At 46.9% G+C, this 22027-nt stretch carries 22 protein-coding genes; 11 read left to right on the top strand and 11 right to left on the bottom strand.

The features are described from left to right. Window positions 1-60: 60 nt before the first annotated feature. Together QUA50_RS26050 and QUA50_RS26045 are read right to left on the bottom strand one after the other, a co-directional pair. The gene (locus QUA50_RS26050) at window positions 61-1527 is read right to left on the bottom strand and encodes an anthranilate synthase component I (RefSeq protein ID WP_333268762.1); all 1467 of its coding nucleotides are present in this window, start codon (window positions 1525-1527) and stop codon (window positions 61-63) included. 80 nt (window positions 1528-1607) lie between these two features. After that, entirely contained in the window at window positions 1608-2303 is a 696-nt protein-coding gene (locus QUA50_RS26045; RefSeq protein ID WP_333268760.1) for an aminotransferase class IV, read from the bottom strand. A gap of 96 nt (window positions 2304-2399) precedes the next feature. Between QUA50_RS26045 and QUA50_RS26040 the strand changes: the two genes are divergently transcribed. Further along, window positions 2400-3059, top strand: coding sequence for an ElyC/SanA/YdcF family protein (locus QUA50_RS26040; RefSeq protein ID WP_333268757.1), 660 nt, complete (start codon window positions 2400-2402; stop codon window positions 3057-3059). A gap of 443 nt (window positions 3060-3502) precedes the next feature. Here QUA50_RS26040 and QUA50_RS26035 read toward each other — a convergent pair whose 3' ends face one another. Next, complete coding sequence (locus QUA50_RS26035) at window positions 3503-3730, bottom strand: hypothetical protein (protein WP_333268284.1); 228 nt, start codon at window positions 3728-3730, stop codon at window positions 3503-3505. 437 nt (window positions 3731-4167) lie between these two features. On the opposite strand from QUA50_RS26035, the gene QUA50_RS26030 reads away from it, so the two are divergent. Then, entirely contained in the window at window positions 4168-4806 is a 639-nt protein-coding gene (locus QUA50_RS26030) for a transaldolase family protein (RefSeq protein WP_333268282.1), read from the top strand. A gap of 244 nt (window positions 4807-5050) precedes the next feature. Here the strand turns inward: QUA50_RS26030 and QUA50_RS26025 are convergent, their stop codons facing one another. Continuing rightward, window positions 5051-7120, bottom strand: coding sequence for a serine/threonine-protein kinase (locus QUA50_RS26025; protein WP_333268280.1), 2070 nt, complete (start codon window positions 7118-7120; stop codon window positions 5051-5053). A 1113-nt stretch (window positions 7121-8233) separates the two neighbouring features. Further along, entirely contained in the window at window positions 8234-9355 is a 1122-nt protein-coding gene (gene cax / locus QUA50_RS26020) for a calcium/proton exchanger (protein ID WP_333268278.1), read from the bottom strand. 209 nt (window positions 9356-9564) lie between these two features. Between cax and QUA50_RS26015 the strand changes: the two genes are divergently transcribed. The 6 genes from QUA50_RS26015 (at window position 9565) to QUA50_RS25990 (ending at window position 14974) form a co-directional block, all read left to right on the top strand. Further along, the gene (locus tag QUA50_RS26015) at window positions 9565-10347 is read left to right on the top strand and encodes a class I SAM-dependent methyltransferase (RefSeq protein ID WP_333268276.1); all 783 of its coding nucleotides are present in this window, start codon (window positions 9565-9567) and stop codon (window positions 10345-10347) included. Window positions 10348-10573: 226 nt separating this feature from the next. After that, window positions 10574-10996 carry a VOC family protein gene (locus QUA50_RS26010; protein ID WP_333268274.1) on the top strand — a complete coding sequence of 141 codons (423 nt, stop codon included), beginning with the start codon at window positions 10574-10576 and terminating at the stop codon, window positions 10994-10996. Between the two features lie 160 nt (window positions 10997-11156). Next, on the top strand, window positions 11157-12011 hold the full coding sequence (locus QUA50_RS26005; RefSeq protein WP_333268272.1) for a Uma2 family endonuclease: 855 nt from the start codon (window positions 11157-11159) through the stop codon (window positions 12009-12011). 75 nt (window positions 12012-12086) lie between these two features. Next, a complete protein-coding gene (locus tag QUA50_RS26000) occupies window positions 12087-12605 on the top strand; it encodes a Uma2 family endonuclease (RefSeq protein WP_333268271.1) in 519 nt (172 codons plus the stop codon). A 190-nt stretch (window positions 12606-12795) separates the two neighbouring features. Then, on the top strand, window positions 12796-13995 hold the full coding sequence (locus QUA50_RS25995; RefSeq protein WP_333268270.1) for an FAD-dependent monooxygenase: 1200 nt from the start codon (window positions 12796-12798) through the stop codon (window positions 13993-13995). 163 nt (window positions 13996-14158) lie between these two features. Beyond that, window positions 14159-14974 carry an alpha/beta hydrolase gene (locus tag QUA50_RS25990; protein ID WP_333268268.1) on the top strand — a complete coding sequence of 272 codons (816 nt, stop codon included), beginning with the start codon at window positions 14159-14161 and terminating at the stop codon, window positions 14972-14974. Between the two features lie 255 nt (window positions 14975-15229). On the opposite strand, the gene QUA50_RS25985 is transcribed toward QUA50_RS25990, so the two are convergent. From QUA50_RS25985 to QUA50_RS25965, 5 genes are all read right to left on the bottom strand, one after another. Further along, window positions 15230-15772 carry a hypothetical protein gene (locus QUA50_RS25985; protein ID WP_333268266.1) on the bottom strand — a complete coding sequence of 181 codons (543 nt, stop codon included), beginning with the start codon at window positions 15770-15772 and terminating at the stop codon, window positions 15230-15232. Beyond that, window positions 15769-16272 carry a DUF4365 domain-containing protein gene (locus QUA50_RS25980; RefSeq protein WP_333268264.1) on the bottom strand — a complete coding sequence of 168 codons (504 nt, stop codon included), beginning with the start codon at window positions 16270-16272 and terminating at the stop codon, window positions 15769-15771. The genes QUA50_RS25985 and QUA50_RS25980 overlap by 4 nt, the downstream gene beginning before the upstream one ends. After that, window positions 16269-16547, bottom strand: a complete 279-nt coding sequence (locus QUA50_RS25975; RefSeq protein WP_333268262.1) for a DUF2442 domain-containing protein — start codon at window positions 16545-16547, stop codon at window positions 16269-16271. The genes QUA50_RS25980 and QUA50_RS25975 overlap by 4 nt, the downstream gene beginning before the upstream one ends. 3 nt (window positions 16548-16550) lie before the next feature. Continuing rightward, window positions 16551-16784 (bottom strand): DUF4160 domain-containing protein, encoded by a 234-nt coding sequence (locus QUA50_RS25970; RefSeq protein ID WP_333299403.1) that lies wholly within the window; start codon window positions 16782-16784, stop codon window positions 16551-16553. 257 nt (window positions 16785-17041) lie between these two features. Then, a complete protein-coding gene (locus QUA50_RS25965; RefSeq protein ID WP_333268260.1) occupies window positions 17042-17266 on the bottom strand; it encodes a hypothetical protein in 225 nt (74 codons plus the stop codon). 222 nt (window positions 17267-17488) lie between these two features. On the opposite strand from QUA50_RS25965, the gene QUA50_RS25960 reads away from it, so the two are divergent. The 3 genes from QUA50_RS25960 to QUA50_RS25950 all read left to right on the top strand — a co-directional run bounded on the left by QUA50_RS25960 (window position 17489) and on the right by QUA50_RS25950 (window position 21226). Next, window positions 17489-17719 (top strand): hypothetical protein, encoded by a 231-nt coding sequence (locus QUA50_RS25960; RefSeq protein ID WP_333268257.1) that lies wholly within the window; start codon window positions 17489-17491, stop codon window positions 17717-17719. Window positions 17720-17819: 100 nt separating this feature from the next. After that, entirely contained in the window at window positions 17820-20591 is a 2772-nt protein-coding gene (locus QUA50_RS25955; RefSeq protein ID WP_333268255.1) for a DUF3536 domain-containing protein, read from the top strand. 401 nt (window positions 20592-20992) lie between these two features. Continuing rightward, window positions 20993-21226 (top strand): ferredoxin-thioredoxin reductase variable chain, encoded by a 234-nt coding sequence (locus QUA50_RS25950; protein ID WP_333268252.1) that lies wholly within the window; start codon window positions 20993-20995, stop codon window positions 21224-21226. 433 nt (window positions 21227-21659) lie between these two features. Here QUA50_RS25950 and QUA50_RS25945 read toward each other — a convergent pair whose 3' ends face one another. Further along, window positions 21660-21893 (bottom strand): hypothetical protein, encoded by a 234-nt coding sequence (locus tag QUA50_RS25945; RefSeq protein WP_333268248.1) that lies wholly within the window; start codon window positions 21891-21893, stop codon window positions 21660-21662. Between the last annotated feature and the right edge of the window lie 134 nt (window positions 21894-22027).

Raw genomic sequence — 22027 nt, 5'->3', positions numbered from 1 at the left:
GAAGAAGTTTTATCTCTCTGTGGTTGGGACTATATCCTAGAAGCTATATTAAGTGCAGGTTCATAGTGAATTGGTATAATCAAATATTTCCGCTAAATTCAAAGCATTAAGTTGAGCTTGAGCTTTATGCAGCGACTCCTGCCATTCCCTTTCCGGATCGCTATCAGCAACAATCCCCGCACCCACTTGTCCCCAAACAACTCCCCCCGTCGTACCGTCACTTTTTGGTGCATATAAAAGGGTGCGAATCAAAATATTTAAATCCAGGTTGCCCCGCCAGTCCAAATAACCGCAGGAACCGTAAAATAAATTGCGCTTCACCGGTTCCAATTCTTCGATGATTTCCAGACAGCGCACTTTCGGACAACCTGTAATCGTACCGCCCGGAAATACCCCTCGAATTAAGTCGATCGCGTCGCAATCTCGTCTTAATGTACCGATAACATTACTGACGAGGTGCATCACGTGACTGTAGCGTTCAATCGTCAGAAATTCGTTAACTTTTACCGAACCCCATTCACACACCCTCCCGATATCGTTGCGTTCTAAGTCAACTAACATAATATGTTCTGCTCTTTCTTTGATATTTTCTATTAATTCCCGTGCTAACTGCTCATCTTCAATGCAGGTTAAACCTCGCCGTCTCGTTCCCGCGATCGGTCTAGTATCGACTTGTTTTCCTAATAATTGAACCAGTCTTTCCGGCGAACAACTAACTATCGCCCCCCACGGAGTTTGCCAATAACTTGCAAAAGGCGAAGGATTGATCCGTTGCAAAGCGCGGTAAATTGACCAACTACTGCAATCTGTACGGGCTTCAAACCGCAAAGATAAATTTGCCTGAAAAATATCGCCCGCATGAATATACTTCTGAGCTTTTCGCACTATTTCTTTATACTCATTCTGAGATAATTGGAAAATAGGAGTAGCGGAATTTTGTTGAGAATTTTCCGGTAAATTATTCTGGATTATTTCTCGCTCATTTTGCTCTAATTGATGCTGCATAACATCGAGGTGAGAAGGTTGACTCGCAGCCAACCATAGAATTTGCGTTTGACGGTCTAAAACCGCAAAAGATTCTGGTTCGTACCAACAGCTAACCGGGAAAGGAAGCGGATCAATATTGAGTTGGGGCAGGTGTTCGATTTCCCACGCTAAATCATAACCCAGCCATCCCAACCAACCCCCACTAAAAGGAATTTCCGGCGGTACATTCACTGCTAAATTTTGCTGTTGAGAGTCCAAAAGAGCGCGCAAAAAAGGTAAAATTTCACCGACTGGCGGTGTCCATAGCTGAGATTGACCGTCAATTATCCGGGGAGAACCCGCACAAATAGAATATCGTGCCAAGTTAGTAGAAGATGTAACTGGACTTTCTAGCAAAACGGCCATCTCGCGGGGGAAACAATCGGATATTGAGCTTGCACTGTCGGCGGTTTGACCTAGAAATAAAGTTTGAAAAATCTCCGATCCGCTGCGCTGATTTAGGGGAAGTTTTCGCCAATGCCAAGGTTGTATATTTTTCATAATAGATTGCACTATGTTTAACACTTTCAGGACTTACGCAAAATGTCAATTCTGTAGTAAGGTGCACAGTTCGCACCCTCTTAAAATCGATTGAAAGCGTTACCTAAGCCATTACTTACAACTTTCCAAATATCTCGGTTTGCCTCTTTTTTGAGGCGTATCCAACCCCTAACCGAGTTAATGAGAAATAGAGTTTGGGTACTGCGTAAATCCTCTAAGGTAATTAACTCTTCTCTGATTTTTCCCTCCTCTAAAAGTTGAGAACGAAACGTCCCCGGTAATAAACCGCACTTGAGGGGAGGTGTGATGATACCTGCGGGTGTATCGATCGCAATATTGGCGATCGTGGATTCGGTGATAACTCCATCTTGATTCCACAGAAAGACATCCTGAGATTCGGGCTGCGACTCCAAAGCCATTGTATAAGGCAATCGGTAAGTTGTCTTGTGGTAAAGAAATGGGTTTTGAGAATCGATCGGTTGGCGGGCAATTCCCACAGATGCACCGATTTTTAAGATACCGCTATCTAGTGTCTGAGCTTGTAACGTTATGTTTCCCTCACAAGATATTGTTAACCGTATTTTGTGTTTGACTGACCCGCAAGTCATACTTAATGCTTGTAAAGCTTTGCTTGTTTCTGTTAGCGATAGGGGAAAATTAAAATAATCAGCAGATCGCTCTAATCTTTGAAGATGTCTGTATAGCAAAACATAGCCGTTTTTGGGTTCCCATAAAAATGATTCCAGCAATTCAAAATTTGACTGTTGTTGAATCATATTTTTTTCAATATAATGTAAATTAGGTAACTAGACAATTTTTAGACCCGCGAAGCGGTCTGTTCGTGTAATTATATAGGAAGATAACTTGAATTTATGTTGCCTAAACCCTTTATATTTCAATGGCGCTTTGCCATCGGGATGTTAATATTAACCTCAGTGCTCACACCCCTAGCGCTCAACTACTACGTCCGATTTGTTACCCGCAACTACCGCCACAGCGATATAGCTAACGTGCCTGCTGAACCCATTGCTATAGTTTTTGGTGCCGGACTTTGGGAAGATGGCACTCCAAGCCCCATGTTAGCCGATCGAGTGCAAGCAGCCGTCGATTTGTACAAAGCGGGGCGAGCGGACAAACTTTTGATGACAGGAGACAATAGCACCGTCGATTACAACGAAGTCCAAGCAATGCAGGACTACGCCGCAGCCCAGGGCGTACCGATTAATAATATCGTTCTCGATTATGCCGGATTTAGTACCTATGAAAGTTGCTACCGGGCGAAAGAGATTTTTGGCATAACGCAGGCTGTTTTAGTTACCCAAAACTTTCACTTAGCCCGCGCTGTGTATACCTGTCGCCGGTTGGGCATAAAGGCGATCGGCTTAGGAACGCCGGATTGGGGCAAATTTCGCCAAAAGGGCATGATTCGCTACACTTTCCGCGAATTTTTGGCAGTCATCAAAGCGCTTTGGGAAGTGCGCGTTACCCGTCCAGAACCGACTTTTTTGGGGCCGTTTGAAGGAATTAAATAAAAGTTATGATATCATGTCCGGTCGATCGACCGTGATTTTTGTAGGGGATCTCCTCACCAACAATCCCTGCCAACAATGGACAATCTCCAAAACCCGGCCAGACCGGGATATTATGGTTAATCGATCGGACATGATATGAGTGTTCTGTTGAAGACTTTAGTCCTTAAAACAAAAACTAAAGTCTTCACTAAAAACGGATTTTCTTACAACTAACCGGACATCAGGTAAGGCTCGCGAATTAAATAACTTACAATTTTAATTGTTATTGTGGGATGGGCGTCCCGCCCGTCCTTAAAAGACGGGCGGGACGCCCATCCCACTTTCAAGAGTGGAAGTTATTTAATTCTCATTCCTAAGTCCGGGAGTTGTAAGTTTTGAGTTAAACAAAACTTACAACAAAACTCACAAATCATAGCTGGCCCGTTCCGGTAGCGCTTTATAACTTACTCGCGTTTGGAAAGCCCCGCCAGCGACCAAGTTAGGCTCACCATCATTAAGCGGCCTAGAGCCTTCAAACGCTCTTCGGCGTTATTTTCAACCAATTGAGACAGAGTTTCACACTTAAGATTTTTCGACAATTCTTCAGCAGTTTCTGCTGGTTTTTCCAACTGAGGTTGTTCAGAAGATGTCTCAAGGCTGACTTGTGGCTGCTGATTTTTTTCTTCTGTCATTTTCTGAGTCACCTCCTGGAGTTATTGCATACATAACCCTTACTACAAATGTAATTTCTTTGTATCCGGGATTTTGCGAGTCAAGTTTTCCGTACCCGACAATCGCAGTTACCAACTGACTTAAAAGTTTTGATGTCAGTTGTTAGCTATCTTAAATAGCACTTAGCCAATTTTCCTCATAAAGCCGATTTCTGCACAGATAGGTCGTCCTCAACGAATATTTTGTAAGAAACGGGATTTCTGAGCCTAAGTCCTGTTAAATTCACAACTCACACACTACTACCGATGATGCACATCACTGAATTGTTATATTTACTTAACAGTAATATTTCCGAGATTCTGATATTGTTAAAGCTTAACAATTAATTTTGCTCGGATTTATCTCAATCTGCAAGCAACCGTCTGGAAATTATTAACAAACTGAAGGTGTAGAGCCTATGGCAATTTATGTTGATACTGCAATTGTAGCGGAAGCCGCACGGGCGAGCAAGTTCGGATGGATAGCGGGAATTACTACTAATCCGACACTTTTGGCAAAAAGCGAGTTACCTCCCGATCAAACCCTTAAACAACTGGCACAACTGATTCCTGGGGAAGTGTACTATCAGCTAATGGCATCTGATGTTGATGGCATGGTAGCAGAAGGAAAAGCGGCTTTTGAATTAATTGGACAGCAAACAGTTTTGAAAGTTCCCGCAACGGCGGCTGGTTTTCAAGCAGTCGCGGATTTGTCACCGGAAATTCCTTGCGCGGTGACAGCTATTTACAGCGCATCACAAGCAGTTGTTTCAGCAGAAGCGGGGGCCAAATATGCGATCGCCTACGTGAATCGCGCCACCAGATTGTTGGGAGACGGTTTTGCCTTAGTGCGGGATATGGCAAATGTGTTGCAGAGAACTAATACTGAGATTTTGGCAGCTAGTATTAAATCGCCGGAAGAAGCGGTGAAGACTTTATTAGCTGGCGCACATCATTTGACATTGCCTTTTGACGTGTTGCAGGCGATGGCGGTTCATGAATTGTCGCAGCAAACTGTTGATGAATTTGCGAAAAACGGGCGGGGAATTTTGGGATAATACCAAATTTATTTGCATAATCTATTGATTATTTTAAAATTGCAAATAGGGGATTAGTTATCGGTCATTGGTCATTGGTCATTGGTTTAGAATAACTTAGTCCTGGACGCATGGGGAGCTATAAACCCGGTTGATTCCTAGATTTATGGTTAATAAACCGGATATTTTTTCGTAGAAACCGGGTTGAGCAAGGCAAATGTGCGTCCAGGACTATCAATATTAACAAATGACTAATGACTGCTGACTATGGCATTCGCCAAATCTTAATAGTGCGATCGGGACTGGCGCTCACAAAAGTCTTGCTATCTCTGGAAATAGCAACCGAACTCACAAACTGACTGTGACCAGAAAGAGTGCTTCTTTCTTTTCCCGTCTTCAAATCCCAAACTATAATATCTCCGCCCCCGCTGATCAAAGTGCGGCTGTCCGGGCTAAAGGCGATCGTCCTCACCCAGCTCGAATGCCCTTTAAAAGTGCGGGTGCGCTTCCCGTCTTGCACGTTCGACAAACGGATCGTATTGTCATCGCTGCCGCTAGCCACAGTTTTCCCGTCCGGGCTAAAAGCCACAGCATTAACCGGGCCCCCGTGACCTGTGATAATTCTTCTGATTTCTCCGGTATCGAGATTCCACAAACGCACAGTCTTGTCATGGCTGCCGCTAGCGAGAGTTTTACCGTCCCGGCTCAAAGCGATCGCGTTTACTGCCCCCGCGTGACCGCTCAAAGTCCGCAACCTGCTGCCGGTTGTGACATTCCACAAGCGAACAGTTTTGTCATCGCTGCCGCTAGCGAGAGTTTGACCGTCCGTGCTAAAAGCGATCGCGTTGACGGCGGCTGCGTGAGCCGCAATCGTCCGCATCCGCCGCCCCGTCTTCAAATCCCAGAGAATCACATTATTGTCGCCGCCACCGCTGGCCAAAATCGAGCTGTTCGGGCTCACCGCCAGCGTGTTGACCGATTTTTTAGAATGCACCGAATTGAGAGTCCGCACCACGCGTCCCGTCCTCACATCCCAAATTCTAATCGTCCCAAAGCTGGCGCTGACCAAAGTTTTACCGTCAGGCGACAGGGCGATGGCATTTACATTCCCGACATTATCCAAACTTCTTTGCAAAAAATGAGTGGTAGGTAAAGTCGAAAGCAGCCACACGGGGTTTGCCGGAAACACCCCGTAACGCAGCGAACCGTAAATTTGAGACGCGCCAATACTCACCATCAAAACAGCCGTGCCCGCCAGCAACTTCTTTTTCCAATCAAAAACATCTTTCTCGGTCTTGTTCAATGCCGAATTCAGAGGTCTGAGGCGGTTTATGGAACTTTGCTTCTTCGGCCCAGCCTCCCCGGCAGTTGCGCGAATTTTAGTTTGCCCCGTCGTCGGCAACTGAGTCGGCACCTGAGTTTCTGCGCCGTCGAGATTAATTTCCTCCAAGCACTGCAAAACCATCTGGGGACTTTGAGGTCGATTGCCCGGAAAAGGCGCCATTAGATAATCGATTACATTAGCCACGGAGTCGGAAACTTGAGGAGCTCCTTTGCGCCACATTAATCTGCCCGTGCGGGGGTTCTCTGGAAAGGCAGTCGGCGGCTTTCCAGTCAGCAAATAAACAAAAGTGCGCCCCAGAGCAAAAAAATCGGACTGCGGAACAGCCTTGCCATTTGTTTGTTCCGGCGGCGTGTAGCCGGGGGAAACAATACCAGTTACATTTTGCCCCTGACCCACCTTAGCGAAATAAGTCGCCGAAACTTCCCGAGCAGTCCCGAAGTCAATCAGCACTAACTGCCCGTTTGGCTTGCACATAATATTGTGCGGCTTGATATCCCGATGGAAATAGTTGAGGCGGTGAACTTGGTCTAAAATTTCCGACAGTTGTTTGAGCCAATTTACAGCTTGTTCTTGACTGATCGGGCGGCCCCGATGTTTCAGCCAGTCTTGCAAATTGGCCCCAGCAATTTTCTCCATCACCAAACAGTGAAAAGACTCTGTGCTGTGAGCTGGCGTAAATGTAAAATAACCGTCGCGATCGACTTTTGGAATACCTGGATGTCTGAGCCTGACCAATACGTCGGCTTCTTGCTTAAACAGTTCTACAGCTTTGGGATGTTCTTTGAGCAGGACTTTGAGCACTCTTCGGGCGCCGTTGTCGTCCACTTCAAATGTTCTGCCAAAGCCGCCGCCTCCGAGAGGCGCAACTAGCCGATATCGACCTTGCAACAAAAGTTCAGACCCGCAGTGGATACACACGGATTTGCCAGAGTTGGCTGGATCGGAGGGATTCGGGCATTTGGGATTGAGGCAATAACTCACAGAAGCCACATAACCCTGATTGAGGTTGCTCTATCAAGTTTTACTTTGACACTGCTATACAAAACTTGGCTAAGCTTATCTAAGCTTCACCATTCAACTAGAAGTATTTTCTAGAGGGTCTGATTCCTGCTTCTGCCAAGAGAGTCGGCTCTTACTTGTCCACAGGCGTAAATTCGGGTGAAGCAGCACCCTATTTTTGAAGTCTGTACAACTATTTATTATTGTGGAAGCTTTTAGCCATTGTTTAACCATTATTTTCAACCAATTTAACGAATCGTGGTATTCCGTTCGACCTTTTTATAGGCTGGTCAGTTTTAAATCGACCGTCGTTTACTCTTCCAGAAAATTTTTCCTGCAGATTTTGGGCATTATTCTGAGAATGTTGCACAAAACAGCGCCTATGTCAATATGCTTGTCATCAACAGATCGGAGGAAGTTTAATCAAGTATTAAGCGATTAGATTAACCTCTGTGCACTTTTGGTGAGTGAGATTTTTGATTCAGCTTGCGTTACTTGCCTTGACAAGACTACTCAAGCCGCATTAGAGGTGTCTTCTCTAAAATCGTTAATTCCGGTATGGCATACCGTATTTGATTAGTCCTCTTTATCTAGTTCGGTTTTTGTTCAAATACGAGTTTTCCTAGACGGCAACACCGTGTTTGTAGGACTACGTACTCAACAATAAGATTACGAGGTTTTACGTTCTCTAGTTAAACTCAATTTTCAACTTATGACGATCGTAGCACACCTAGTAAAAGACTCATCAGCACCCTTGATTTAAATCTTGCAGCGTCTCTGAAGTCGAGGGAGGCTTTAGTCTTGCTTGACTTGAGCATCCCGTGTTTTTGTATAACCGGGGCAGTGCGATCGAACGATCGGGTTGAGGCCAAAGGTTTTGTTGTTTCTCACAGCCGATCGAGGTCACAAATCCCCGATCGCAGCACATAATGTACAAACAGACCAGAAATAATAACGAGAGAGCATCCACATTTCAATTGTACGATCGCAACCACCACTCTCGAAGAAAGAAGTGAGAGTAGGGGAGTGAGGAAATGGGGGAGTGAAAAAATCTGCCTTCTTCCTGATTCCCTCTTCCCTCTTCCTTCAGCACAAGAAAGCCTTTTAAACAAGTCCCTCAATTACCGGATGGAAGTAGAACGCCAGCGCCAAAACCGTATAAGCTGCCAACAGCAAAGTACCTTCTAGCCAGTTAGAGTTGCCGTCAGAACTGATAGAATTGGCGATCAGCACCGACACCGCAACCGCTACAAGTTCAAACGGGTTGAAATTCAAGTCCATCGGTTTGCCCAAGACAAAACCTGCCAAAACCAACACCGGGGCAACAAACAAAGCAATTTGCAAACTCGAACCCACGGCCACAGAAACCGACAAATCCATTTTATTTTTCATCGCCACCGTCACCGCCGTCGTATGTTCGGCAGCATTGCCAATAATCGGCACTAAAATCACCCCGGTAAACAGTGATGTCAGCCCCAAACGCGCCGTTGCTTCTTCTAGACTAGCCACCAGCAGTTCCGACTCGACAGCTACCATCACCGTACAGGCCAACAGCACCGAAATCCACAGCGGCAGATTGACTTTGTGGTCTGGACTGTCTGGTGCTAAGTTACTTTCTGCTAATTCTTCGAGCATTTCTATTTCTGCCACCCCTACATCGTACAGATAACTGTGGGTTTTCATCGAAAACAGCAGCGTCAGCACGTAGACGACAATCAGGACTATAGCAACAGCGCCAGAGAGGTTCTCCATAGTTTTCGCAGGGATGCCCGCAGAGGTGGCATTAACTGCAGTCGGCACCAAAATGGCAATCACGGCTAAGTTCATCGCTGAAGCATTCAACCGGGCGACTATCGGCTGAAATTCTTGTTCTTTGTAGCGCAAGCCGCCTAGCAGCATCGCAAATCCCATCACCAACAGCAGGTTGCTCATAATTGAACCGGTGATGCTGGCTTTGACAACATCTATTAGTCCCGCGTTGAGGGCGACGAGGCCGATAATCAGTTCCGTGGCATTTCCGAAGGTAGCGTTCAGCAAACCCCCCAAATTGGCACCGAGGACGACGGCGATTTCTTCGGTGGCCGTCCCCATCCAGGCGGCTAGAGGGATGATGGCTAAAGCCGAGGTGACGAAGATTGTGGAGGATTCCCAGCCGAGAAAGTGTCCGGCGATGGAAACCGGGATAAATAACAGCAGACTGGAAATTATTGTATTTGTGTTTAGCATTTAAATTTTGAAAGGTTGCCAACCGTCAATCATAGCCTGTAGCAAAAGGAAAAAAAGGGGGAGAGAAACACTAGCTGCTCAACAACAAGCCATAACAGAAGCCAGAACACGGATTTTGACTTCGACCCCAAACTCGGATAACGAGCGTAGTATATTCGAGTTTGGGGTCGAAAGGATACACGGATTAATTGTCGAGTTGAGAAGACAGAATGGCACTTTACAACACAATTGGAAAAACCTACGCCCAAACGAGAAGAAGCGATCCGCGCATTGCTGCCAAACTGCTAGACATTCTGGGATGTTCTCCGGCTTCTAGCATTGCAGATATCGGTGCTGGCACAGGTTCTTACTCGCTTGTACTAGCGGAACACGGGTATCATGTTTTTGCTGTTGAGCCGTCAGCTACGATGCGGAGTCAGGCGATCGCTCATCCTGCAATCGAGTGGATTGATGCGTATGCTGAAAATTTGCCTTTACACGATCGAGCAGCAGATGCAGCCATTATCATGCTTGCTTTTCACCATTTTCAAGATTATCGGCAAGCTTTGCGCGAAGTTCATAGGGTTGTAGGTAGCGGACAGATTGTTATTTTCACTTACGATCCAGAAATGATTTATGGTTTTTGGTTAACGAATTACTTTCCCTCATTGATCGGAGATGTTAAATCTACAGTTTTACCAATTTCACAGTTAACGAATGAGATTCAGGCTGTTACAGGTCACGTATTGAACGTAATTCCATTTGCGTTACCGCATGACTTGTTAGATTCATTTGCTGCTGTTGGTTGGGCAAGACCAGAGCTTTACCTCGATCTCGGCATTCGCAATAATATTTCTTCATTGGCCAAGATTGATACTAATGAAATCGATGACGGTTTATTACGCTTGCGGGAAGATTTAGACAGGGGTGTGTGGGATCGAGAGTACGGACAGCTACGCCAGCAAAAACAGTACGACGTGGGTTATCGTTTTATTTATACCACAGTCGCATAACCAACCCTATGCACCCGCTCTCCAAAAGTTACCTGTTGAGCATTTGAGGTTACTTGCCACCGATAGAGAGAAACGTTATACTTCGGTTTGTTTGGGGAAACTTAGTTGAGAATATTGCTGGTAAGGTGCGATAGTTTGCAGCTAAAAAAACTTGTTGAAAAGCTCGTAAATAATCGTGCAAGCAGCAAAAATGTCGAGATCGAACGCGGTATAAAACCTAATTATTATGCGAACTATTGATATTGGACTCACTCACATCGCGCTTCCAGTTGCAAATGTCGATCGCACTATCGAATTCTACTCCAAGTATGCTGGAATGCAGGTGGTTCACCGCCGCATCGATGCAGAAACGGGTGTTGCTGTGGTCTGGCTGTGCGATCGCACTCGCCCTTTTGTAATTGTTTTAATTCAAAAAGATTCTGTACATCCAGTTTTGTCTCCACTCGCACACCTCGGAGTAGGTTGCAAAAGCCGCGAATATATGGACGAACTCTGCGACAAAGCACGTCAAGAAGGCGTATTGCTTGAGGAACCAAAAGATGCTGGATATCCGATCGGCTACTGGGCTTTTTTGCGAGACCCGGACGGTCACACGCTGGAACTATCCTACGGGCAAGAAATCGGATTTACAGTGGAGGAGGCTACTTGATTAATACTGGTTTGTTGAGTTGGCCACTCATGAATCCGGCTTAAAAAATTCCCGAGCGAACTGATTGATTGAAATCGCTAATTCCAGATATTTTATTTCTGCCCTATCCTTTTGCTAAACTAAGTTTAGGATTTAAACTGTTGTTATCCCCCAAACACCCATGTCCGTTGTACAAGACTTAAATGCGATCGATGTACCGCGTCAGTTTCCCGACCACACCCAACTACCAGAATCGGATGGAACGTTTGTGAAGAATTTTCAAGAACATCCTCAAAGTATTATTCTCACCGATTCCATTGACCCTGTTTTGGAGCGTCTCCATCCCGACGGACTGTACGCCATCGGTCAGGATTGCGGGATTTACTGGCGCGAAACTGAACCACCAGAAAAGGGCGCTGAAGCACCAGATTGGTTCTATGTTCCTCGCGTCCCCGCGAGAGTTGACGGTCAGATCCGCCGTTCTTATGTTTTATGGCGAGAGTTTATTACACCCACAATCGTGTTAGAGTTTGCCTCTGGTAATGGCAGTGAAGAACGAGACGCGACTCCTTTATCTCGCTCTGCTGAAGGAGAAACTATTCGACCTGGAAAATTTTGGGTTTACGAGCAAGTAATGCGGATTCCTTACTATGGCATCTATCAAATTACCAATGGCAATTTGGAAGTTTATCACCTCGTAGATACTACCTATGAACGGATGACACCGAACGATCGCGGTCACTATTTTATTCCCCCGATGCAGGTGGAATTGGGTTTGTGGAGAGGCAGTTATTCGAGTCATTCCGAAGAGTTGTGGTTGCGCTGGTGGGATGAGTCTGGGAATTTGCTGTTGACGGGGCACGAAGAAGCTGAGGTACAGCGAGAACGTGCTAATCTTGCTGAAGAACGAGCTAATGCGGCCCAAGAACTGGCACAACAAGAACAACAAAAGCGATCGCAACTGGCAGAACGCCTGAAATCGCTTTCTCCCGAACAGTTGCAGGCTTTGGGAATTAGTTTAGAACTGTTGGATTGACAGCTTAAAGTTAGAATAAAAAGATCGCCCTCCAAACCCGATCGTTTCTCATCTGGAAATAGACTGGAGAATCCAATGACTGCAACAATCATCGCACCACCCAGAAAAGAATCACCTCTTCTGTTTGAGGGACTCACTTGGAGAGAGTTCAAAGCAGTTGAGCAATTGTTAGACCGTCCAGGATATCGACTTTCTTTCCTGGATGGAATTCTGGAGATACGACGAATGCCGGGAGAACCCCACGAAATCGTTAAAGCAAGAATTGGTGCATTGTTGGAACTGTACCTGCTGATGGCGGGATTTGACTTTACTCCAACTGGCTCAATGACGCTGGAAAGTGAAACCGGAAAAGTTAAGCGAGAAGCAGATGAATCTTATAAACTTGCTCCCGATCGCAGGCTACCCGATTTGGCGATCGAAATCGTGTTTTCCAGTGGCGGGATCGACAAGCTGGAGGCATACAAGCGGCTGAAGATAAAGGAAGTGTGGTTCTGGGAAGATGGATTGTTAGAGGTTTATCACCTGCGGGGAGAGGGCGATGCGCTTCATTATGAGAAAATTTCTAATAGTGAGGAAGTGCAAGGAATCGATTAGGATTTGTTGTCAAGTTGCATTAATATGGTGAATCATGTTGATGCGATTAAGACTTTTCAACAGGGGTTCCAGAAATAAATAGATATTGGCAAAAAGCCAATATTGAACAGGCAAGATGCCTGTTCCACAAGAACTATGGAAGATGTGGTATAGGCTGGAAAATAGATTAAAAAACAATGGAAAATACTAAATGACGCAAGTTGTAATTGTCGGAGCGGGGCCAACTGGTGCGGCACTTGCTTTGCTGCTGGTAAAACGAGGTATTCGCACAACATTGATTGAGGCTGCAAAAGATTCGCATCGAGTGTTTCGCGGTGAAGGGTTAATGCCCAGCGGATTGGATGCGATCGCCCAAATGGGCTTATCCACAATGCTAGAAGGTGTTCCACACCGACAAATTGATGCCTGGGAGTTCGTTGTGGGCGATCGGCAGTTATTTCGAGTTGATGAGCCAATGGGGTCAAATCGACCTTGTACGCTGGTATCGCAACCGCCTTTGCTAGAAACACTAATTTCAGAAGCTCAGTTGCATCCAGAGTTTGAATTTATCCCAGGTGTTCCCGTAAAAGATTTACTCTACAGCAACGATCGCATTGCGGGTGTAAAGCTAGGAGATGGGCGAGAGATTCCTGGTGCACTTGTCATTGGTACAGATGGTAGAAACTCGGTTGTACGACAGCGTGCAGAATTAGAGTTAGTAAAACAGCAGAATAGTATAGATGTTCTGTGGTTTAAACTTGCCGCTCATCCTCGGTTTGTGGCGGATAATGTATTTTATTCTATCCTGAATGGCGGTAGCGGATTTAGTGTTTTTCATGGGGCAGAATCAGGAAAACTTCATCTGGCTTGGGTGCTATCTGCCGATGACAAAACCGATCGGAAACACACAGACTGGGCAGAAACTTTCGCATCGCTATCTCCTGCGTGGATGGCAGAACATTTCCGCAACTGTGCTGATACGATCGAATCTCCGATGCGATTATCTGTTGTGGTTGGTCGCTGTCCGCGCTGGCATCGACCAGGAATCATACTTTTGGGGGATGCTGCACATCCCATGTCTCCGGTTCGCGCTCAAGGAATTAACATGGCGTTCCGCGATGTAATTGTTGCGGCCAATCACCTTGTACCTTTATTTAAAGCAGGGGCTAATTCCGAGGATATTGACTTAGCATTATCGCGGATTCAGGCAGAACGCGAACCGGAAATTATTCGCGCCCAAAAACTTCAAGCACAAGAAGCGTGGAAAGGCGAACAACTGCGAAAAAATGGATTAGTGCGTTTATTGATGATGCAAGCTGCTCCGTTTTTGGGTGAAAAAATTAAACAATTTTGGGTAAAAGGACAGTATGAATTGCGCCAAGGAGTAACGCAGGTAAAATTGCTTGTGTGAATCGGAATGATTAAACCACAGAGGGCACAGAGGACACAGAGAAAGAGAAGAGAGAGATAATAATTCCGATGTTAACGGATTTGATATAACGGAGTATTTTTGCGAAAAATCCGGTTTCTGACTATCCGTGCGTCTAGGATTATAAAACTTAGGAGAAGTTTTTATGCGATCGACAAATATCAAAGGACCGATCGGCACTATTCACATCATCGAAGCCAGCCCCCCTGTCACCGCTGGGGAATCGGATCTGCTGCCGGTGGTGTTCGTGCACGGTATGACGGTTTCTGCGAGCATCTGGGAGGCGCAGTTGGCGCGTGTAGCGCGTACCCGACGGGCGATCGCTCTTGATATGCGGGGACACGGCGATTCTGCACCGCCGGAGGACGGCAACTATGCGCCCGCCTCCTGTGCAGCGGATGTTTTGGCGGTACTGGATGGGCTGGGACTCGATCGAGTGGCGATCGTCGGACACAGTTTCGGTGCTTGTATTGCTCTCGCCACAGCAGCCAGCGCACCGCACCGCATCGCGCAGTTAATCCTGGTAGATCCACCTGGAGACTTTACCAAGGTGCCTCCAGATGTGCACGAGGCACGAATCGTCCCCTACCAGAGAGCTCTGGAGACGGAGGATTGGCGGGCTGCTGTGGAAACCAGCTTCAATGAGGCGCTGACAGGAAGCAGGGCCCAGACGCGCGATCGGATTCTCGCTTGGTTGGCGGCGACTCCACAGGATTGTCTGTCTGGAATGTCTCGCGGGATGTTTGCCTTTGAAGCTGTTGATAATCTCGATCGCTACCTAGCAGCCCCTGGAACCCGGACTCACGCAATTATTGCTCCCTCAAACACTTTTCCCTTCAGCCTCCACATCCTCCGTCCCACACTGACTACAACTACGCTACCCGATACCGGACACTGGCTGATGCTGGATGCGCCAGAGGCCTTTGCTAGAGAACTTGATATCTGTTTGGAAGGTGTTTAAGCTGTTCTCCATTTAAATTGTGTATCAAAAATCACTCAAATTATTGTGGGATGGGCTTCTAGCCCGTCCCGAATATGCAATTTAAACGCGCAACAGCTTAATAGACCTCTTGCAAAAATAATTAGGACGGGCTCTGGGGCCCATCCCACAAGAAAAAATAACTCTTGTGGGATGGGCCCCAGAGCCCGTCCCATCAATTGAGGAAAAGGATTTTTGCAAGAGGTCTAATATAGATTTCGACAAAATCTGTTACTTTTACCACAATTCATCGAGAGTTAAGTTGTGGGGGTTTTTGAGGATGAAGGCGTTGTTGTCTTTGATTAAGTCACCGCTACAAAGAATCGGTAAGCGTTCTTGATAAGCTTTAATGGCCAAGATATAATCTTTGTCTGCAAGTGAAGTTTTAATTTTCCGCAATTTGTCAGCAATGACCCCTATTAAGGTTATTTCGCCAGTTAATTTGTCGGTGTTGGGGGTGTAAATTTGCATGACAATTCCCTGTAATGTCATATTGGGGAGTGAGGTAATCAAGTCTGCTAATATTTCAATTTGAGAGCGATTTTCGACAATTTCTAGGGTTTCCATGACTTCGTACATCCGCAGCGCAAAACCGCTGACTTCTGGTTTGAGAGCTAACAAAATTTCGTAGTCTTCGCCTGCTTGATTCTTGCGAGTCCAGATCGATGATTTGTCACCGTCTCTGCTTTGTTCGTGCCATCCGTGTTTTTGTAAATAAGCAGCGACTTGAGGCGGTTCTAATGTTTTGAGAATATCGGGGTCGCGGACTGTTACTATCATAGGAGTTCTCCTGATTCAATGTGCTGCATGAGAGTTTTTAAAGCGTCTGTGTTGAAAATGTTTTGTATGGGTATTTGAACAGTGACAGTGTTTTGATTTTGGGTGGGCGGTAGCCCTCGCAATGATGCCCAGTAGCCACAATAGCGCAGGGAGAGTTCTTGCTGAGATTGGCGCAACCAATCCTCTTGGCTGTCAGGTACTAAAACGATAATCAGAATGCGGGGGACGAAAGGGTTTTCTAGCCTTAATTCTTCATAGTTTTTAACTTCTAGGGGATATCGGATAATTTCATTATCCAGTAATTTTCTGGAGGTGCATTTTATTTGGACATCTAGGCGGGGGCGGCGCGTTGATTGTGATGGTCCCAAACCTGTAAGAATTACGTCAACTCCTTCTGCATCTAAGGGACGCGGGGCTATCTGGAATGAGTAGCCGGCTGCGGCTGCTACTGCATAGACATAAGCATAGCTGAATTCCTCTTTTTGGGTGTTGGCGTTCATCTGAAGGAAGCTTTTTCATAGGTTGATATTATTTGATTGGTGATAATGGAGTAGAGAACATCGGGGTCTAAATCGGCTCCATTTTCCCAGTAAATTGTCCCCCATTCTGGATTGAGTTTGACTTGGTTAAAGTAAGTCAAGTCTTGCAGGGGGGCGAAGATTCCGGTAAATTCGATTAATTGGCTGATGTCAACTACTCCCTCTTGGTTATCTTCAAACTTGAGGTGAAGTTGATAGTTTTCTAATGGTTGAACAGAGGTAATATCTTTAAGCATTGTTTATTCCAAAGGGGCAATAGGTTCTAATGGTGTTTGAAGTCTGGCAAGTTGCCAGTTTTGGATGAGTTTTGTTTGATGAAGGGCAGCCCACCCTACAACTAATCCTAAGATGCGAGGGTAAAGTTTGCCTTCTAGGATTGAGAGGGTTTCGATGTCAATGATGGCTTTTTGTTGATTGTAGCGGACATGAAAGTGCGGGGACGGGTGGTCGTTATAGTACATCGTGATGATGATGCCTAAAAATCTGCTGAGTTAGGGCATTAGATTTTTTCCTGTACAATTCTTTCGGCGTCTTTTACCCGGTTTCGTAAGACTAAATCCGCTCAATACATTCTTTAATATTGCTTAAAACGTGCGTTTTGATTCCAATTATACTAAAAAATCTACCTTACTATCTGCTGTTGCTTCACCCCTGGCAATTTAACCAAAAACGCGCACATTTAAAGCGCCTGGGTGAGTAGCAATTCTCAGGATATCTGAGTGCTTGGACTTCAGCAATTCCTCAATTCCCATAACTCCACCCCCGCAAACTTTCCTGAATAATCGCCTCTAACTTGGGACTCTCGGCCAATTGCCTCTACAACTTCGCCGTCAAATGCAGCATCTTCTCGTCCAAACTCCTCCTTCTCCTGCTCCGCCTCCGCCCCCACATACCTCTCAGGAGTTAAAATATAACACTTACCGTTTTGCTTTTTTGTTGCCTTTTGACTCGGCACCAGTGTTACAACTCTTTTGGAAAGTACATTTGCAGCAAATCTGCCCCGCCTGAACCCAACTGGCCTAACTTCTCCAAGACTTAGGTAAAAAGCACCTAAAGTATGATGCTAAACTCGGCAAAAACTCTTACTCTATAAATCCATCGGGCATTAAACCGATATCCACAACCGCCAAGATTTATTGCCAAAAATTAAATCTTTCCGGCGAAAAGTTGCTATTTCATGAATAAGACTTTAAGATCCAGCAATGTAAATCAAACTCTCAATGAGCAGCTCTGCAAGCACAAACCCGAAAGGGGTCGCAAGTGCCAAAAAGCAGCAAAAGCTACCTTTTTTAAGTCTTTCAACAGCAAAGCATTGGCAAACAAACCAGGGATCGACGGTTGGCATCTTGGAACGAATGCTTTGCTAGCAATACTACAAATGTATCAAAACTTATCTGCCCAAATTTAGCCCTAACAGATGCCTCGCTGCAACTCTTGCTGCGTAAGGTTTCAGTTTCTAATTAGGCTGGTTTTATTGTCTTTAACTACTTGAGTGAGGATTTGCTCGCATGGTTTCGATTTCTACAACTCAATCCGATGTGCTACCTTTGTCTTCGCGAACCGTAACTGCTGCAACCCAAAGCAGTGCGGCGGCTGCAACTGGGGTGTGCGTGACGGTTCACGGTCACTTTTACCAGCCGCCCCGGGAAAACCCTTACCTGGACGCGATCGAACGCCAAGCCAGCGCCTCTCCAGCCCACGACTGGAACGAACGCATTGACATCGAGTGCTACCGCCCCAACGCCTTTGCCCGCATACTCAACGATCGCGGCGAAGTCGCGGGGATCGTCAACAACTACGAGTATATGAGCTTCAACATCGGGCCGACCCTGATGAGCTGGCTCGAACGCTACGACGCGGAAGTGTACCAGCGGATTCTGGAGGCCGATCGCAAAAGCTGTCAGCGTCTCAACGGTCACGGCAACGCGATCGCCCAAGTGTACAATCACATCATCATGCCGCTGGCTAACGAGCGAGACAAATACACCCAAATTCGCTGGGGGATCGCTGATTTTCGCTCCCGTTTCGATCGCGATCCCGAAGGAATGTGGCTCGCCGAAACCGCCGTAGACTACGCCACCCTCGAAGTTTTAGTCGCTGAAGGCATCCGCTTCATTGTCTTAGCCCCCTCCCAAGCCGAACGCTGCCGCCCGCTAATCGGGCAAAACCACGAAGGGGAACCAGCGGAAAATTCCGAATGGCACGAAGTCGGCGGGGGTCAAATCGATCCGACTCGGCCGTACCGCTGCTATTTGAAACCAGAAATGCGGTTGATGGCTGACCACCAACTCTCGCCGCTTAGCAGTCACTATTTTGGCCGCGGGCACTCCCAAAATTCTGCCGCCCCAACTACCAACACTCCCTACATCGATATCTTTTTCTACGACGGCCCGATCTCGCGGGATATGGGCTTCAACGACGTTCTCAGCAGCAGCCACCACTTGGTCGGGCGCTTGGGTCAAGCAGTGCGGGGTGACCACCGACCGGCTCAATTAATCTGCGTGGCGACGGACGGCGAAACTTTCGGCCACCACAAACACAGTACGGAAAAATGCCTCGCCTACGCCTTCACAGAGGAGTTTCCCCGCCGCGGCTGGACGGTGACGAATTTTGCTCATTATTTAAGTCAAAATCCGAGCGCTTGGGAAGTGGAACTCAAACCCGTGACGGCCTGGAGTTGCTCTCACGGGGTCGATCGCTGGCAAGATGATTGCGGCTGCGGCGGTGGCGGGGGATGGCACCAAAAATGGCGCCGCCCTCTGCGGGATACTCTGAATTGGCTGCGCGATCGGCTGATTCCGATTTACGAAGAAGCGGGGCGCAAGCTGTTGTGCGATCCCTGGAAAGCCAGAGATGAATATATTGAGGTGATCCGGGATCGATCGCCCGCTAACGTTGACAGTTTCCTCCAACGCCATCAAGTGCGCCCCCTCGATGCCGGAGAACAGGTGGACGCCCTGCGACTGCTGGAAATGCAGCGCCACACCCTGTTAATGTTCACTAGCTGCGGCTGGTTTTTTGAAGAAATCTCGCGGCCAGAAGGCGTGCAAATTCTGCGCTACGCAGCCCGGGCGCTGGAACTGGCGGGCGAAGTTACCGGCGTGCAGCTAGAAAAGGATTTTGTCGATCGACTCGACCAAGCACCCAGCAACGTTGACTGTTTCAAAACAGGGGCAGAAGTTTACCGCCAATTGGTCACGACGGCCCAAATTAGTCTCAGACAGGTGGCCGCCCACTACGCGATCAGTTCTCTGTTTGCCAAATATCCCCGCGAACAGCGAGTTTACTGCTATCAGGCCCTGCAGGAAGATTTCCAAATTCAGCGCATGGGCTCGATGACTCTGGCTGTGGGTCAATTGCAGTTAACCTCGGAAATTACGCGGGAAACAGAGGTTTTTGTGTTTGCTGCGTTGCACCTCGGCGGCTGGGACTTCCACTGCTGCATTCAGCCTTTTGGCAGCCGCCGGTCTTACACTATGCTCAAAGAGCGGTTGTTTGGAGTTATGCAAGAAGCTTCGGCGGCCCACGCGATTCTGGAAATGGTGCGGCTGTTTGGGGATCAGTCCTTTAGCTTGCGGGATTTATTCGCTGAGGAACGCCACCGGATCGTGCAGTTGCTGAGTCAGGAAAATTTGACTCGGTTGGATCAGCTTTACACTCAGGTTTACCGCGAAAATTACGGGGTGATGATGGCGTTCCACCGCGACGAGTTGCCGGTGCCGGTAGAGTTGCAGGTGGCTGCTGAGGTGGCTTTGGGACACCGCTGTTTGACGGCGGCCAAGGCCCTGGAAGTGGAAACCGAGGATGTGGAACCGCTGCTGGCCGAAATTGAGGCGATCGCCACTGAAGCCGGCCATCTCCGCTGTCGGTTGAACGTTCCCGAAGTCAAGCAAATTTTGGAAAAGATGGTTTGGCGATCGCTAGACAGGCTGCTGCAAGCAGGATCGGGCGTGGAAGATCGCTCGCCCCTCGAGTTGGAAGCTGAGATCCGCACGATCGAGCGTTTGATTGCTGTGGGCGATCGGCTGAGTCTGGGTTTGTGTTTGGACAAATCGCAGGAACTGTATTTCGATTCTCTGTACAGTCAAATTGTGCCTCTGTGTTTGGGCTGGCTGCAACGGCAAGAGGCCTCGGCGGGCGAAAATGCGGTGGCTGCAGTTGTTTTGGAGATTGCGCGTTCAGGCGGCGGCTGGGAGTTGTCTTCGATCCGGCAGTTGCTGGAGTTGGGTCAAACCTTGGCTGTTGATGTTGAGTGTTGGTTAAATCAGTTAAGTAAATAGTTTCCCGATTAGCCTGCATCAATTCCCGCCCTTGAGAATCCGCCCGATCGAGCTTTTAAAGCCGATCGGGCCTACGGGTTCCACCGAGAATCATCAACATTTCCGCTTAGGATCGTTAATTAAATAATTTCCCTTTTTTCTTGTGGGATGGGCGTCCCGCCCGCCCAGAAAGGACGGGCGGGACGCCCATCCCACAACAGTCATGAAAAGTGGATTTTATTTAATTCTCATCCATTACGTGGATCGCGCCTGGGGATCGAAGCAGCGACAGGGAACCGCTAACTTTGTTTAAGTTTTCGCTCTACTTGTGGGAAGATAAGAAGGCTGTCGGCAAAGCGTACAAGTGTTAAGCACCCGTAGGCTTTGCAGAGTTTTGAAGAGAGAACACTAAATATAAGTCTATGAAAGTTGGCGATCGCGTTTGCATTAAAAACTCTGTTGTTGTCTACCACCATCCTGAAAATCGCAGTCAACCATTTGATATTAAGGGTATGGAAGGAGAAGTCGTGGCGATCGTTCAGGAATGGCAGGGCAGACCTGTAAGTGCCAATTGGCCGGTTCTAGTACAATTTGACAAAAAATTTCGAGCTCACTTCAAAGAAGATGAGGTCGAATTGATATCTTCGGAAGTCTAGCTGTCTCAAAAGTTGAAGCCGGAGCCCAAAGACAATATCAAATCCGGTCAGTCGATTTTAGATTTTAGATTTTAGATTTACTCCACAGATGAATCTGGAAGCTTGAACTAATATCTAAAATTTTGTGATCGTCGCGACTCCTGTCGGAAAGCAATTATCCGTTTTTGGGCGGGGGTCATTCGATTTTAGATTTTAGATTTGAGATGCTTTCGATTGACTTGCGCGAGATAAATTCGGGGGACGCAAGGATTTTAGATTTGAGATGCTTTCGATTGACTTGCGCGAGATAAATCACGTGGCGGGTACCACCTTTGAAATTCTTGGTCATATAACTGTTGTAGAGTTTGTAGTGAGGAGTTCAGTTTTTTCTGTGGCTTTTAGTCTATCGGCGGGACTAAAGTCCTGACTACAAACCATTTTTTGTTTTCACTCCTTAATTTTTCGACCGTCTGCGGCTGAACCAACCTAAAATATTCCAATCTCCCTGCATTTTCTGCAATTCCTGCTGATGCTGCTTGGCTGTAGCGTAATACCACTGGCAGTGAAGTTCTAGTTCTTGACGGTACTTAATTTCCTCGTAAAACTCGCGGACAATTTGGTTTCTCTGAAAAATTTCGGCCGCGGGAGTCGGTTCTGGGGCAATGTTTTGCAACTCGTGGGGCAGCATGATTGTTTGGGGGCGACTGTGGCTAATATTGGCTGTAATGACTTTAAGCTAACACACTCAATCGATTTTAGATTTTAGATTTTAGATTTTAGATTTTAGATTTTAGATTTTAGATTTTAGATTTTAGATTTTAG

Source organism: Microcoleus sp. M2_D5 (assembly GCF_036701935.1).
Lineage (GTDB): Bacteria > Cyanobacteriota > Cyanobacteriia > Cyanobacteriales > Microcoleaceae > Microcoleus.
The sequence above is the reverse complement of the archived record's forward strand: the minus strand, read 5'-3'. Positions and strand labels throughout refer to the sequence as shown.

Excerpts from the sequence above, each read along its gene's own strand:
- QUA50_RS26050 (WP_333268762.1), bottom strand. The coding sequence starts at position 1,527 with ATGAAAAATATACAACCTTGGCATTGGCGAAAACTTCCCCTAAATCAG.
- QUA50_RS26045 (WP_333268760.1), bottom strand. The coding sequence starts at position 2,303 with ATGATTCAACAACAGTCAAATTTTGAATTGCTGGAATCATTTTTATGG.
- QUA50_RS26040 (WP_333268757.1), top strand. The coding sequence starts at position 2,400 with ATGTTGCCTAAACCCTTTATATTTCAATGGCGCTTTGCCATCGGGATG.
- QUA50_RS26035 (WP_333268284.1), bottom strand. The coding sequence starts at position 3,730 with ATGACAGAAGAAAAAAATCAGCAGCCACAAGTCAGCCTTGAGACATCT.
- QUA50_RS26030 (WP_333268282.1), top strand. The coding sequence starts at position 4,168 with ATGGCAATTTATGTTGATACTGCAATTGTAGCGGAAGCCGCACGGGCG.
- cax (WP_333268278.1), bottom strand. The coding sequence starts at position 9,355 with ATGCTAAACACAAATACAATAATTTCCAGTCTGCTGTTATTTATCCCG.
- QUA50_RS26015 (WP_333268276.1), top strand. The coding sequence starts at position 9,565 with ATGGCACTTTACAACACAATTGGAAAAACCTACGCCCAAACGAGAAGA.
- QUA50_RS26010 (WP_333268274.1), top strand. The coding sequence starts at position 10,574 with ATGCGAACTATTGATATTGGACTCACTCACATCGCGCTTCCAGTTGCA.
- QUA50_RS26005 (WP_333268272.1), top strand. The coding sequence starts at position 11,157 with ATGTCCGTTGTACAAGACTTAAATGCGATCGATGTACCGCGTCAGTTT.
- QUA50_RS26000 (WP_333268271.1), top strand. The coding sequence starts at position 12,087 with ATGACTGCAACAATCATCGCACCACCCAGAAAAGAATCACCTCTTCTG.
- QUA50_RS25995 (WP_333268270.1), top strand. The coding sequence starts at position 12,796 with ATGACGCAAGTTGTAATTGTCGGAGCGGGGCCAACTGGTGCGGCACTT.
- QUA50_RS25990 (WP_333268268.1), top strand. The coding sequence starts at position 14,159 with ATGCGATCGACAAATATCAAAGGACCGATCGGCACTATTCACATCATC.
- QUA50_RS25985 (WP_333268266.1), bottom strand. The coding sequence starts at position 15,772 with ATGATAGTAACAGTCCGCGACCCCGATATTCTCAAAACATTAGAACCG.
- QUA50_RS25980 (WP_333268264.1), bottom strand. The coding sequence starts at position 16,272 with ATGAACGCCAACACCCAAAAAGAGGAATTCAGCTATGCTTATGTCTAT.
- QUA50_RS25975 (WP_333268262.1), bottom strand. The coding sequence starts at position 16,547 with ATGCTTAAAGATATTACCTCTGTTCAACCATTAGAAAACTATCAACTT.
- QUA50_RS25960 (WP_333268257.1), top strand. The coding sequence starts at position 17,489 with ATGAATAAGACTTTAAGATCCAGCAATGTAAATCAAACTCTCAATGAG.
- QUA50_RS25955 (WP_333268255.1), top strand. The coding sequence starts at position 17,820 with ATGGTTTCGATTTCTACAACTCAATCCGATGTGCTACCTTTGTCTTCG.
- QUA50_RS25950 (WP_333268252.1), top strand. The coding sequence starts at position 20,993 with ATGAAAGTTGGCGATCGCGTTTGCATTAAAAACTCTGTTGTTGTCTAC.
- QUA50_RS25945 (WP_333268248.1), bottom strand. The coding sequence starts at position 21,893 with ATGCTGCCCCACGAGTTGCAAAACATTGCCCCAGAACCGACTCCCGCG.